The sequence below is a fragment of the Sphingomonas adhaesiva genome (assembly GCF_036946305.1).
Lineage (GTDB): Bacteria > Pseudomonadota > Alphaproteobacteria > Sphingomonadales > Sphingomonadaceae > Sphingomonas > Sphingomonas adhaesiva_B.
In genome coordinates this window covers 152,958-165,209 of the sequence record NZ_JAQIJJ010000008.1, presented here as the reverse complement: position 1 = coordinate 165,209, position 12,252 = coordinate 152,958, and the positions used below count along the sequence as shown (strand labels likewise).

Annotated in this window: 11 protein-coding genes; 2 read left to right on the top strand and 9 right to left on the bottom strand. The window is 71.5% G+C overall.

The window, feature by feature from the left end:
- Window positions 1–23: 23 nt before the first annotated feature.
- Window positions 24–1,649 carry an acyl-CoA dehydrogenase family protein gene (locus PGN14_RS14270; RefSeq protein WP_335300256.1) on the bottom strand — a complete coding sequence of 542 codons (1,626 nt, stop codon included), beginning with the start codon at window positions 1,647–1,649 and terminating at the stop codon, window positions 24–26.
- Between the two features lie 107 nt (window positions 1,650–1,756).
- Here PGN14_RS14270 and PGN14_RS14265 point away from each other — a divergent pair, with 107 nt between their 5' ends.
- Window positions 1,757–4,228 carry a zinc-dependent metalloprotease gene (locus tag PGN14_RS14265; RefSeq protein ID WP_335300255.1) on the top strand — a complete coding sequence of 824 codons (2,472 nt, stop codon included), beginning with the start codon at window positions 1,757–1,759 and terminating at the stop codon, window positions 4,226–4,228.
- 19 nt (window positions 4,229–4,247) lie between these two features.
- Here the strand turns inward: PGN14_RS14265 and PGN14_RS14260 are convergent, their stop codons facing one another.
- Both PGN14_RS14260 and PGN14_RS14255 read right to left on the bottom strand, forming a co-directional pair.
- Window positions 4,248–4,886 (bottom strand): TetR family transcriptional regulator, encoded by a 639-nt coding sequence (locus PGN14_RS14260; RefSeq protein ID WP_335300254.1) that lies wholly within the window; start codon window positions 4,884–4,886, stop codon window positions 4,248–4,250.
- Between the two features lie 61 nt (window positions 4,887–4,947).
- Window positions 4,948–5,421 carry an Lrp/AsnC family transcriptional regulator gene (locus PGN14_RS14255; RefSeq protein ID WP_335300253.1) on the bottom strand — a complete coding sequence of 158 codons (474 nt, stop codon included), beginning with the start codon at window positions 5,419–5,421 and terminating at the stop codon, window positions 4,948–4,950.
- An 84-nt stretch (window positions 5,422–5,505) separates the two neighbouring features.
- Between PGN14_RS14255 and PGN14_RS14250 the strand changes: the two genes are divergently transcribed.
- Window positions 5,506–6,399, top strand: a complete 894-nt coding sequence (locus PGN14_RS14250; protein WP_335300252.1) for an EamA family transporter — start codon at window positions 5,506–5,508, stop codon at window positions 6,397–6,399.
- A gap of 10 nt (window positions 6,400–6,409) precedes the next feature.
- Here PGN14_RS14250 and PGN14_RS14245 read toward each other — a convergent pair whose 3' ends face one another.
- From PGN14_RS14245 to PGN14_RS14220, 6 genes are all read right to left on the bottom strand, one after another.
- Complete coding sequence (locus tag PGN14_RS14245; RefSeq protein WP_335300291.1) at window positions 6,410–7,732, bottom strand: transporter; 1,323 nt, start codon at window positions 7,730–7,732, stop codon at window positions 6,410–6,412.
- Window positions 7,732–8,409, bottom strand: a complete 678-nt coding sequence (locus PGN14_RS14240; RefSeq protein ID WP_335300251.1) for a hypothetical protein — start codon at window positions 8,407–8,409, stop codon at window positions 7,732–7,734. Before PGN14_RS14240 ends, PGN14_RS14245 begins: the two co-directional genes overlap by 1 nt.
- A complete protein-coding gene (locus PGN14_RS14235; protein WP_335300250.1) occupies window positions 8,406–9,080 on the bottom strand; it encodes a C39 family peptidase in 675 nt (224 codons plus the stop codon). The genes PGN14_RS14240 and PGN14_RS14235 overlap by 4 nt, the downstream gene beginning before the upstream one ends.
- A 38-nt stretch (window positions 9,081–9,118) precedes the next feature.
- Window positions 9,119–9,451, bottom strand: a complete 333-nt coding sequence (locus PGN14_RS14230) for a hypothetical protein (RefSeq protein WP_335300249.1) — start codon at window positions 9,449–9,451, stop codon at window positions 9,119–9,121.
- A 78-nt stretch (window positions 9,452–9,529) separates the two neighbouring features.
- Window positions 9,530–10,984: a hypothetical protein gene (locus PGN14_RS14225; RefSeq protein WP_335300248.1), complete on the bottom strand. Its 1,455-nt coding sequence runs from the start codon at window positions 10,982–10,984 to the stop codon at window positions 9,530–9,532.
- A gap of 161 nt (window positions 10,985–11,145) precedes the next feature.
- Window positions 11,146–12,216 carry a helix-turn-helix transcriptional regulator gene (locus PGN14_RS14220; RefSeq protein ID WP_335300247.1) on the bottom strand — a complete coding sequence of 357 codons (1,071 nt, stop codon included), beginning with the start codon at window positions 12,214–12,216 and terminating at the stop codon, window positions 11,146–11,148.
- Window positions 12,217–12,252 lie beyond the last annotated feature (36 nt).

The following is a 12,252-nucleotide window of genomic DNA, read 5'->3' as shown; positions in this document are numbered from 1 at the left end:
TCACGCGAGGCTGACGGTAGGCCCTAAACCGCCCGCTCCAGCAACCCGCGTCCCACCACCTTCAGCGCCAGCGTCTCCTCCGCGCCCTCGAAGATCGACAACACGCGCGCGTCGACGAACAGCCGGCTGACCGCGGTTTCCTCGGCATAGCCCAGCCCGCCGTGGATCTGCAGCGCCTCGCGCGTCACCGCTTCCGCGGAGCGGCAGGCGATCAGCTTCGCCAGCGCCGCCTCGAACGAGGCGGCGGCGGGATCGCGGCCGCGCGCCACCTCGAACGCCAGCCGCCGGCACGCCATCGCGCGTGCCGCCATCCGCGCGATCTTGGCGCGGGTCAGCGGATAGTCGCCCAGCGCGGCGCCGAACACCCGCCGGTCGCGCGCATGCGCGATCGCCGCGCGCACCGCCGCGCGCATCACGCCCGAGGCGCGCGCCGCGGTCTGCATCCGCCCGCCCGTCATCCCCGCCATCGTCAGGTAGAAGCCGCGCCCCACCCCGCCCTCTTCGCCGATCACGCGATCGTCGGCGACGAACCACGCATCGAACGACAAATCGAACGAATGCATCCCGCGATAGCCGATGGTGGCGATCGCGCGTCCCTCCATGCGCCCGCCGCCGGGCTGGACATGCGCAAAGGCATGGCCATCGTCGGACGGCTTCTCGACCATCATCAGCGACAGCCCGCGGTGCCCCTCGCCGCCGGTGCGCGCCACCACCATCAGCAATTCCGCTTTGCCCGCGAAGGTGCACCACGTCTTCGCGCCGTCCAGCCGCCACCCGCCCGGCACCCGCGTCGCCCGCAGTTGCAACGCGGCGACGTCGGAGCCATAGTCCGGCTCGGTGATCGCGATCGCGCACAGCGGCCGCCCCGCCGCGATCCGCGGCAGCCAGTCGTGCTTCTGCGCCTCGGTCCCGCCCGCCAGCAGCGCACGCGACAGGATCTCGGGCCGCGTGATCAGGCTCCCTGCCGCCGCAAGCGACGCCTCCGACAGCACCTCGGTCACCGCGACCATCGTCACCGCGGCGGTCTGCTCGTCGACCGCGACGCCGCCGAAGTCGTCCGGGATCGCCAGCCCGAACGCGCCCATGTCGCGCATCGGCGTCAGGATCGCGTCGGGCACGGTCAGGTCGTCGCGATGGATCGCCCCCGCCAGCGGCGCCACCACCTCCGCCGCCAGCCGCGCGAACGCATCGCGCGCCATCTGCGTCGCCTCGTCGAGCGGCAGGTCGTCGCCGTCGTCGCCGCGCTCGATCACCGCCGCGCCGACGCGGTCGAGCGCATCGGGCACCGCCACCGCGCGCAGCAGCGCACGCCACGCCGGCGCCGCGCGCAAGGCGGCGAGCGCTTCCTCGTCCGCCGCCTCGCCGCACGCGCGCGCCACCGCGTCCAGCCGGGCGAGTGCGCCCTCCCCCGCCTCGGTCGCGAACAGCACGCCCAGCGCGCCCGCCAGCGGGCCGTCCGCGGCCAGCCCGGCCTGCGCCGCGCGCCGGTCCGCCGCGGCCCAGGCGAGGTCGAAACATTCCACCTGCACCCGGTCGGGCGCCGCCGCGCCGCGCTGCGCGACCCGCGTCGCCAGCGCCGTCGCGGCGTGCTCCAGATCGGTCAGCCAGCGGGCGGCGTCGCGGCGCAGGGCGTTCAGGTCGGCGGGCATCGTCTCTCCTCGATCCGCCGGCCATGCGCCGCCGCACGGGTGGCGCGCAAGCCATGCACGACATTTCCGCGGCTTGCGCTCCCCCGACCCGGCTCTAGGGTATCGGCATGGGGAAGAAGATGTTGCGTGTCGCCACGATGATCGGCGTTCTGGTCGCCACGCCCGCGGTGGTTGCCGCGAAGCAGGAACGCGGCGCGGCGGAGCGCCCGCGCGACCCGCTGGCCGGGACCGAGCGGCACGAGGGGCTGTTCCCCGTCCATGTCGATCGCGCGGGCGGGCGCATCCTGCTGTCGCTGCCCGCACCGGGCGCGAACGGCATCGCGGCGCGGATGCTCTACGTCACCGCGCTGCGCACCGGGCTCGGCTCCGCCCCGATCGGCCTCGACCGCGCGCAGCCCGGCCCGGCGCGGATCCTGGTCGTCCGCCGCCTCGGCCGGAAGGTGGCGTTCGAGCTGGAGAACCCGCGTTTCCGCGCCACCGGGGCCACGCCCGCCGAACAGGCCGCCGCCGCCGATGCCTTCGCCACCTCGACCGTGTGGCTGGGGGATGCGGTGGAGGGTGCCGACGGCCGCCTGCTGGTCGACATCGCCCCGTTCCTGGCGCGTGACACGCGCGACATCGCCGCACAGCTCAACAGCGGCGGAGAGAAAGGGTGGAAGCTGGTCGACGCGCTCAGCGCCGCCGATCCCGACGCGGTCCGCGCCTTCCCGCTGAACCTGGAGTTCGAGGCGCGCCAGACCTATGCCAGCGACACGCCCGGCGCGGAGGTGCGCAACATCGCGCCCGATCCGCGTCAGGTGACGCTGGTCGTGCGCCACAGCTTCGCGGCACTGCCGGACGCAGGCTATGTCCCGCGCGCGTTCGATCCGCGCGGCGGCAGCTTCTCCACCCAGACGCTGAACTTCGCCGCCCCGCTCGGCGGGCAGATCGTGCAGAGTCTCGCCAACCGCTTCCGGCTGGAGAAGCTCGATCCCACGGCGCCGCGCTCGCGCGTGAAGAAGCCGATCGTCTTCTACATCGACAATGCCGCGCCGGAGCCGATCCGCACCGCGCTGCTCGAAGGCGCCTCGTGGTGGAAGGCCGCGTTCGACGCCGCCGGCTATATCGACGCCTATCGCGTGGAGATCCTGCCCGATGGCGCCGACCCGCTCGACCTGCGCTACAATGTCGTCAACTGGGTCAATCGCGCGACGCGCGGCTGGTCCTATGGCTATGCGGTCGCCGATCCGCGCACCGGCGAGATCCTGAAGGGATCGGTGCTGCTGGGGTCGCTGCGCGTGCGGCAGGATATCCTGATCTACGAAGGGCTGGTCGGTGCCGCCGGCACCGGCAAGGGCGGCCCCAACGACCCCGCCACGGTGGCGCTGGCGCGGATCCGCCAGCTCGCCGCGCACGAGGTCGGCCATGCGCTGGGCCTGCTGCACAATTTCGCGGGCAGCACGCAGGATCGCGCTTCGGTGATGGATTATCCCGCGCCGCGCGTCACGCTGGTCGATGGCGCGCCGGACCTGTCGGACGCCTATGGGGTCGGGCTGGGCAGCTGGGATCGCTATGCGATCGACTGGCTGTACGGCGATCCGGCCGGGGCCGATCCCGATGCCGCCGCGCGCGCCAAGGCGGCGGATGCGGAACGCCGCGGCCTGCGCTTCGTGTCGGACGAGAATGCGCGCGACGTCGCCACGGCGCAGCCCTGGGGCAGCCTGTGGGACGACGGCGGCGATGCGGTGGCGGAACTGCGCCGCATGATGACGGTGCGCGCCGCCGCGGTCGCGCGCTTCGGCCCCGCCGCGCTCGCCGCGGGCGAGCCGGTCGCCAACCTGCGCCGCAAGTTCGTGCCGATCTGGCTGCTCCACCGCTATCAGGTGGAGGCCGCGGCCAAGTCGCTGGGCGGCGTCACCTCCACCTATGCGGTCGCCGACAGCGCCTCGCTGGCCGCCGATCCGGTCGATCCCGCGGCGCAGCAGCGTGCGCTGGATGCGCTGCTCGCCACGCTCGCACCCGCGGCGCTCGACGTACCCGACCGGCTGATCGCGCAGCTGTCCGCGGGATGGTCGGGCAGGAGCGACCGCCAGACCGATATCGAGGTGATGCGCACCGCCGGCGGCGACGCGGTGTTCGACCCGCTGGTGGCGGCGCAGGTGGCGGCGCAGGTCACGCTGGACGCGCTGCTGGCACCGGAACGCCTCGCCCGGCTGGCGGACCAGCATCGCCGCATGGCCGCGATCCCCGGCGCCGATCGCATCGCGGCGCGGCTGCTCGCCACGACCGACGCGCCCGTCGCGTCCCCGCGGCTGGCCGCGGTCCGCCGCGCCGTCGGCACGCGCATCGTGCTGACCCTCGCACGCGCCGCGCGGGCACCGGCGACCGGCAGCGAGGCCGCGACCGCGATCGACCAGGCGCTGCGCGACTGGGCGACGAAGCAGCCGGCGCGATCCTTCGCCGATCCGGCCGATCGCGCCTGGGCGCTGGCGACCGCGCGGCTGCTGCTCGATACGGAGGCGCTGGCCGCGGCGCTGAAGGATCCCGCCGGTGCGGTCGAGGTGCCGCCGGGGATGCCGATCGGCAGCGACGCGGACTGATCGCGCGCCGGAACGCCGGTCAGGCGCGAAGGCCGTTCAGGACCACGTCCACCACCGTCTTCGCAAAGGTGCGCGCGAACGGTTCGTCCAGATGCCGTCCGCCCATCATCGCGCCGAACGGCACCCGCACCGCGAACAGATACTGGCACGCGCCGACGATCAGGAAGTAGAGATGGTCCGGGTCGACCGCGCGGAACTGCCCGGCGGCGACGCCTTCCTCGACGATGCGGCGCTGCGCCTCGATCAACGGGGTGACGAAGCTGGCACGGATCCGCTCCGACGCGGCATTGCCCGATCCGCGCACCAGCTGGCCGAGCAGCGCGTTGAGATAGGGGTGGCGCGCATAATTGCGGACGATCCCGGTGATGTGGAGCCGCAGCTTGGCGACCGGATCGATGTCCATCGCCAGCAGGTCCTGCAATTGCGCGAGCGAACGCGCGGTGTCGCGTTCGACCAGCGCGACCAGCAACCCTTCCTTGCTGCCGAAATAATATTTGACCAGCGGCGCCGTCACCCCGGCGTGGCGCGCGATGGCGTGGAGCGACACGTCCGACGTTCCTTGCGCTATCATCAGCACGCTCGCCGCCTCCAGCAGCATGTCGCGCGCGGGACGCTCGTCGGCGGTCGCCGGGACGGCGGCGGGGGCAGCGGTGCTCACCTTCGCGGGTTTCACGACCGTTCAATGACCTAGCGGCCGCGTCCGCGCAAGCGCGCTACCGTCAGGCGGCGGGAACCGGGCTGGCGTCCTTGACCTGGCGGATGACGACCAGCGTCTTGAACGACCGCACCCGCTCGTCCGCGGCGAACAGCCGCCGCGCCAGCACGTCATAGCTCTCCATGTCGCGCGCCAGCATCCGCACCACGAAATCGTGATCGCCGGTGACGTTCCACGCCTCGATCACCTCGGGCACGCGCTTCAGCATGCGCATCATCTCGTCCACCGTATCGGCGGCCTCGCGTTCCAGCGTCACCAGCACCAGCATCGACAGCGGCCAGCCCAGCGTGCGCGGATGCACGACCGCGACATCGCGCACGATCGCCCCGGTGGCGCGCAGCCGGCGGATGCGGCGGTAGCATGCCGGCGCCGACAGCCCGACGCGCTCCGCCAGCACCGCCACCGGCGTCAGCGCATCCGCCTGCAACGCATCGATCAGCTTGAGGTCGAAGGAATCGAGGTCGCCGCGGCCGATCATCGCGGTAGGGTTAGCCGATAAAGTTTATCGTGCCAGCGCCCATTTCGCGCGCCGTTATCCCGCCGCGGGCGGTAGAGGAACGACATGACCGACCTCGCCGCCCCCGCCGCCCCGCCGACCCCGTCCAGCGATGTCCCCGCGCTGGCCGCGCTGCTGGTGGCGCTGGTCTCGGTCACCTGCGGCGCGTCGTTCGCCAAGGGCCTGTTCCCGATCGTCGGGGCGGAGGGCGCGGTGGCGATCCGGATGCTGGTGGGCGCAGTGGTGCTGAGCGCGATCCTGCGCCCGTGGCGGCTGCGCGTGGCGGGCGGATGGCGCGCGCTGCTGCTCTACGGCGTCGTGCTGGGGGCGATGAACCTCAGCTTCTACAAGGCGCTGTCGTACATTCCGCTGGGGCTGGCGATCGCGATCGAGTTCGTCGGGCCGCTCGGCGTCGCGGTGGCCACGTCGCGGCGGCGCGCCGATTTCGTCTGGATCGGGCTGGCGGTCGCCGGGCTGCTCCTGTTGCTGCCCGTCACCGGCAGCGCCGGCGCGCTCGATCCGCGCGGCGTCGTGCTGGCACTGATGGCGGGGGCGTGCTGGGCGGCCTATATCCTGGTCGGCAAGCGCGTCGGCACCGCGCTCGGCCCCGCGGCGGCGGCGGCGGGGATGCTGGTGGGATCGGTGATCGCGGTCCCGGTCGGCATCGCGCATGCCGGCGCGGCGCTGCTGCGCGCCGACGTGCTGGCACTGGGGCTGGTCGTCGGCATCCTGTCCAGCGCGGTGCCCTATGGGCTGGAGATGGTGGCGCTGCGCCGGTTGCCCGCCAATACCTTCGGCACGCTGCTGAGCGCGGAGCCGGCGGTCGGCGCGCTGATGGCGATGGCGCTGCTGGGCGAGCATCTGTCCGCGATCCAGTGGGTCGCGATCGTCGCGATCATGGCGGCGTCCGCGGGCGCGGCGCTGGGCGCGCGCCGGCCGCGACCGGTCGCCCAGCCCTGACGCCGCGCGCTCAGCGCCCGGTCAGCAGCACCGTCGGCACGCGCAGCACGGTACGCAGGTCGGTCGCATCCTCGGTCGCACCCAGTTCGACCGACCAGTTGATGCTGCTGCGGTCGGTCACGCGATAGGTGACGCCGAACAGCAGCCGCCCGACCTGCAAGTCGCGCGAGGTCGAGGTCATCGTGCCCGGCCAGTTCGCGGTCGGTTCGATCAGGCGGGTGCGCGTCTTCGTCCCGAACGCCCAGGTATGCGCATAGCCCAGGTTGATCGTGGTGCGCTGGTTGAACGAGATGCCGATCCCCGCCGACCCCGACACCGCGTCCGCCGGATCGACATAGTCGATGATGACCGGCGGGATCTGCGTATTCACCGACTTGCCGAGGTTGAAGGTATAGCCCAGCGTCCCGAACAGCACGACCGGGTCGGACGGCAGGATCGCGGTGATGCTGGGCGAGATGCCCCAGAACCCCGCCCCGGTCGCCGCGCGCGTCGCGCGGCCCAGCGCGTCGCGCGGGATTGCGAACGGATCGCTGCCGGTCGGGATCACGCCCTGAAGGTTGGCGATCAGATAGGGTACGCCCTCGCGCCCCTGGGTCAGCTGGTAGCGCGCGCTCAGCTCGATATCGCCGATGCCGGTGCCCCGCGTCGAGCTGTCGATCGTCGCCGCCGCGTCGTTGGGCGTGCTGCCGGAGATCGGCGCGAGGATCGACGTATCGGCGCGGTGGACGAACGGCACGCGCACCCCGAATTCCAGCCGGTTGGTCAGGCCGTAGCGCAGCGCGGCGGACGCGGTGACCACGTCCTGCCGGCTCTCGTTGATGTCGAAGACGCCGACCAGCACCGCCTCCACCAGCTCGATCCCGCGGAACACCGCGCGGTTGCGGTCGGCGCGCGCATAATCGATCTGCACCTCGCCGGTCAGCTGGCCGGCGCGCGTGATGACGCTGCCGCCGCCGTCCAGCACCGCCAGCTCGATCGGGCGATCCTCGTCGGGCGCCGCCTGACCGACGCGTTCCAGCGGCTGCACCGGCGGCTGGAGCGCGGCGCCGGGATCGCCGGGAACGCCCGGGGCCGCACCCTGCGCCGCCGCCAGCGCGGGCTGACGCGGCGCCACCGCGGGGGGCAGGGATGGCAGCGCCTGCGCCTCGCGCACCTGCGTGCGCAGCTCCGCGATCTGCGCCGCCTGTTCGTCCAGCCGCTGGCGCTGCGCCTCGATCAGCGCCATCGCCGCGTCGAGCTGGCGCTGGAGCGAGGGGCGCCGCGCGCGCTGCGCCTGTGCGGGCGTGACGATCGTCACCGCGGCGGCGGCGGAGGCGAGCACCAGTGCGCGCATCACAGCCGCCCCGCCAGTGCCTGTGCGGTGATGTCCTGCGCGCGCAGCATCGCCGATCCGATCACGTCGGGGCCGGTATGACTCAGGTCGATCGCGACGCTGGTCTGCGTCTCGATCACGCGGTCGTTGCCCATGTTGGCGATCGCCGCGCCGAACGCGCCGCCCGCGATATGCGTGACCGACAGGTCGCCGCCGGTCAGCTCGACCAGCCGCAGCGCGCCCTGCGTGCGCTCGCTCACCTGCCCCGCCGCGGTCGCGGCACCGCCGCTCGCCTGCTCCAGCCCGGCGGGGATCGCGCCGGGGCGCGTCGCCAGCACGAGGCCCGCGGGCGCGCTGCCCGCACTCACGCCGCCCGTCACCTGGATGCCGTTCTGCCGGTCGTAGCTGATCGTCGGTGCGGTGCGCACCGGCGCCGCCGCGCCGGCCGGCGCCGCCGCCACCGTCTCGCCCGCGCGCGGGACCCAGGTGGTCAGCGTCGGCGTCCCCTGATCGGCGCGGAACACGGTGCGCAGCACCACCGCGCCATCGACCGCGGTCTGCGTGTCGATCGTCATCGCCACGTCCACCCCGCCGGGCAGGCGGAACCCGCCACGATGCGCCGCCAGTTCCTCGTCCGCGAGCGGCACGCCCGCGAACGGTGCGGCGGCGAGCGTCAGCAGCAGCAGGATCACGGTCACGACATGTCTCCGAAGAAGGGCGCGGTCAGCGACAGCGCCTGCTGGCTCACGGGTTCCTGGAACCGCCCGCCCACCGGCGCGCGCGCGAACGCGGCCCATTGCCGTGCGCGGTTGAAGCGCGACTTCGCCAGCGCCTGATCCTCGCCCAGCACGAAATAGATGCCGTTCCACGCCGCCTCGAAGCGGGCGCGCGGCATCACCTGCACCCCGGTGGACGGATCGCCCAATAGCACCTCGTGCGCGCTGACGCCCTTCACCACCACGAAATGCCGGTAATCGCGGACCGCGATCAGCGCGATGCCGGGCACCCCCGTCTCCGCGATCTTGGCCAGCGGCACCTTGTAGCCGTCCGCGGACAGCCCGCGGCTCGCCAGCCAGCGCTTCATGTCCAGCAGCGAGAAGCCCAGGCGGCGGATCTGCGCGCGATCCCCCTTCGCCCACATGCCGCGGAACGCGGTCGTCTCCTCGACATCGAAGTCGTAATGATGCCGCAGCAACGTCGCGAGCGCGGCGGACCCGCAGGAAAAATCGTATTTCTGCCGGACCACCCCGGCATAGCGGCGCTCCACCACCGACGCGACCGGCACTTGGAAGTCGCCCACGGCGCCCGCGGTCGTCACGAACCGCGACGGCGCGCCCGGCTGCGTGGCGCATCCGGTCGCGACGAGCATCAGGAGCGGGAGCAGCCGGCGCGGCACGGGGCGGCGGCTCAGGGGGCCGGACTCAACGAGATCGTCACGTTCATCGCCGCGTTGATTGCGACATTGTTGCCGGTGTTGACGTTCAGGATCGAGAGGCCCGACAGGTTCTGGAACGCCTGCCCGTCGATCCGCGCCTCGCCGGTGGACACATTGTCGCCGACGCTGTTGCGCGTGACCTCGGCGGTCTGCACCGCGCTTGCCTCCTGCTGCGTGTCCTGGCGCCCGGCGATCGCGCCCAGCGATTGGTCCGCGATCGCCTCGCCGAACGGCGCGGCCTGCTGCGCCTGGGCGGCGAACGGGAACAGGGTGGCGATGACCAGGAGGATGAAGAGCTTGCGCATCGGTCGCTCCACGCGGGAGGAAAAAGGTGGACCCGCGGCGTAGCGGGCGGGGGGCGCCGCGGGTCCGTTCAGTTACGGTTACAGCCCGACGTCACCCGTCGAGGCGGCCACCGACACGCTGGCGTTCTGCGACGCGCCGACGCCCGTGTTCTGGTTGAGCGCCTGCATCCCGGCGAAGTTCTGGAACGCCGAACCGCCGACGCGCAGCGACGTATCGGCATTGGTGCCGTCGCCCTCGCGACCCGAGAAGTTCACGGTCACGCCGGTGACATAGCCCGACAGCGTGGAGCTGGCGACCACCGCCCCGTCGCCGAAGACGCCGCTGTTGCGCGCGCCGCCGGCGATCGACGAGGTATCGCTGACCGAGCGATCCGCATTGTCGTTGTAGGAATCCGCCACCCGGACGGAATTGTCCGAATTGTCGTTGTTGCTGTTGCGGATCGAGCTGTCGTTGTTCGAATCGGCGGTGCTCACCGAATTGTCGTTGTTGCTGTCCTTCACCGAACTGTCGTTGCCGCTGTCGGCGGTGCTGACCGAATTGTCGGTGCTGGTGTTGGTCACCGAATTGTCGTTGCCGCTGTCGGCGGTGGAGGTGCTGGTCGAGGTGTTGGTGGTGGTGACCGAATTGTCGTTGTTCGAATCCGCCGTCGACACGTTGGTCGTCGTGTTGGTCGAATTGTCGGTGTTGTTGCTGTCGGCCACCGAGGTGTTGGTGGAGTTGTTCGAATAATCGTTGTTGGCGTCGGTGACGGTGCTGTTGGTCGAATTGTCCGAATTGTCGTTGCCGCTATCCGTCGTCGACGTGTTGGTCGAGTTGTTGGAATAGTCGTTGCCGGAGTCGGTCGTCGTGACCGAGCTGTCGTTGTTGCTGTCCTTCACCGAGCTGTCGTTGCCCGAATCGCTCGTCGTGGTGGTGTTGGTGGTCACCGAATTGTCGTTGCCCGAATCCGCGGTGTTGACGGAATTGTCGGTGCTGGTGTTGGTCGTGGCGACCGAATTGTCGTTGCCGCTATCGGCCGTCGACGTGTTGGTCGAGTTGTTCGAATAATCGTTGCCGCTGTCGGCGGTGTTCACCGAATTGTTCGTGCTGGTGTTCGTGGTCGACGAGTGCGTCGAGCTGTCGTTGCCGCTGTCGGCGGTGTTGACCGAATTGTTGGTGTTCGTGGTCGACGAGTGCGTCGAGCTGTCGTTCCCGCTGTCCGCGGTGTTGACCGAATTGTTGGTGCTGGTGTTCGTGTTGGCGTTGGTCGTCGTGGTCGAACTGTCGTTGCCGCTGTCCGTGGTGGACGTGTTGGTCGAGCTGTTCGAATAATCGTTGCCCGCGTTCGACGTGTTCGTGGCGCTGTTGCCCGAATCGGTGGTCGTCGTGGTGGAGCTGTTGTTGTTGCTGTCGGCGATCGAATTGTCGGTCGTGGCGTCGCCGTTGGCGGCGGTCTGGCCCGCCCCGGCGGAGGTGTTCGTGTCCTGCGCCATGGCGGGCACCGCCATCAGCAGCGCGGCCGCGGAGCACGACGTGAAGAACTGGCTTTTCATGCGAGTGGCTTCCTTCCTGTTACGCCTCGCCACGGCCGGGGGGAGCGGCCGGGCGATGCGGCGCCGGAGCGGCACGCATCCATTAATTCCCTGTTAACCAATGTCTTTCTGCCCGTGAATGAGGATTATCGCGCCCCCGATGCGGGGGGCACCCCGCCCCCTCAAACGAGGGTGGCGACCATCGTGCCGACGTCGCGCGCGCTGCGCGTGCGCACCACGCTCTTCAGCATCAGCCAGACCAGCTCGGCCTGGCGGTTGGTCTCGGTCTTCAGGAAGATCTGCTTGAGGTAGGAGCGCGCCGTCATCTCGCGCACGCGCATCGCCTGTGCGGCGTCGGCCAGGCTCATCCCCTCGGCCAGCAGACAGGTCAGCCGCGTCTCCACCGGCGACAGGCCGTACAGCTTGCACGCCGGCGCGATCAGCGTACCCGTCTCGTCCTCCGGATCGACCAGATAGATGATGGCGGCGGTCGCATCCTCGCGCGCGTCCGGCGCCTCGCCCGCGACGACTGCCGCCATCAGCGGCCGTCGCGACGCGCGGGGCAAGGCGACCACCGGGGCGGCGGCATCGGGCGCGCCCGCGCTGATGACATGCTCCACCGCGGCATGGAGGCGCAGCGTATCGGCCAGCGTCGCCCCGCCCAGCATCGCGCCGCGCATCCGCACCCCGTCGCCCGCCGCCACCAGCGCGCGCGCGGCGGCATTGGCGAAGGTCACCTCACCGCGCGGATCGACCAGCAGCACGCCGATATCGGCGCGATCGATCGCATGCGTCAGCGCGCGCACCTGCGTCTGCGCGCGGCGGTGCTGCCACCACAGGCTGGCGAACGGCTTCAGCAGCGGCGCCAGCCGCGCGGAGACGAGCCGCGCCCGCCCGCGCGAGGCATCGCTGATCCGCGCGAAGACGGTGCGCACCGTGATGACGCCGTCGCGCGCCGGGATGCTGGTGGTCAGGATCGCCGCCGCGGGATCGTCCGCCAGCGCGATCCACTCCGCGCCGCCGGACCCGGGCCTGCCGGCGCCGGCATCGGATTCGATCAGCAGCGCGTCCATCTGCATCCGCGCCGGCCTGACATCGCCCTCCGCGAACAGCACGACCGGGTCCGCCCCCTCCTCGCGCTGCGAGATCAGCACGCCGTCCGCGGCGAACTCGCGGACGATCTCGCGCATCATCACCGACAGGGGATCCTCGCCGGCATCGGCGATCGGCGCGGCCGCATCGAGGGGCCTCATCGCCTCCGGACGAATCGGTGCCTGCACACACGAACT

Bases quoted from the DNA above. Each gene is read 5' to 3' on its own strand.
- PGN14_RS14235 (WP_335300250.1), bottom strand. From the start codon at position 9,080: ATGCTCGTCGCGACCGGATGCGCCACGCAGCCGGGCGCGCCGTCGCGG.
- PGN14_RS14265 (WP_335300255.1), top strand. From the start codon at position 1,757: ATGGGGAAGAAGATGTTGCGTGTCGCCACGATGATCGGCGTTCTGGTC.
- PGN14_RS14270 (WP_335300256.1), bottom strand. From the start codon at position 1,649: ATGCCCGCCGACCTGAACGCCCTGCGCCGCGACGCCGCCCGCTGGCTG.
- PGN14_RS14250 (WP_335300252.1), top strand. From the start codon at position 5,506: ATGACCGACCTCGCCGCCCCCGCCGCCCCGCCGACCCCGTCCAGCGAT.
- PGN14_RS14230 (WP_335300249.1), bottom strand. From the start codon at position 9,451: ATGCGCAAGCTCTTCATCCTCCTGGTCATCGCCACCCTGTTCCCGTTC.
- PGN14_RS14255 (WP_335300253.1), bottom strand. From the start codon at position 5,421: ATGATCGGCCGCGGCGACCTCGATTCCTTCGACCTCAAGCTGATCGAT.
- PGN14_RS14220 (WP_335300247.1), bottom strand. From the start codon at position 12,216: ATGAGGCCCCTCGATGCGGCCGCGCCGATCGCCGATGCCGGCGAGGAT.
- PGN14_RS14225 (WP_335300248.1), bottom strand. From the start codon at position 10,984: ATGAAAAGCCAGTTCTTCACGTCGTGCTCCGCGGCCGCGCTGCTGATG.
- PGN14_RS14245 (WP_335300291.1), bottom strand. From the start codon at position 7,732: ATGCGCGCACTGGTGCTCGCCTCCGCCGCCGCCGCGGTGACGATCGTC.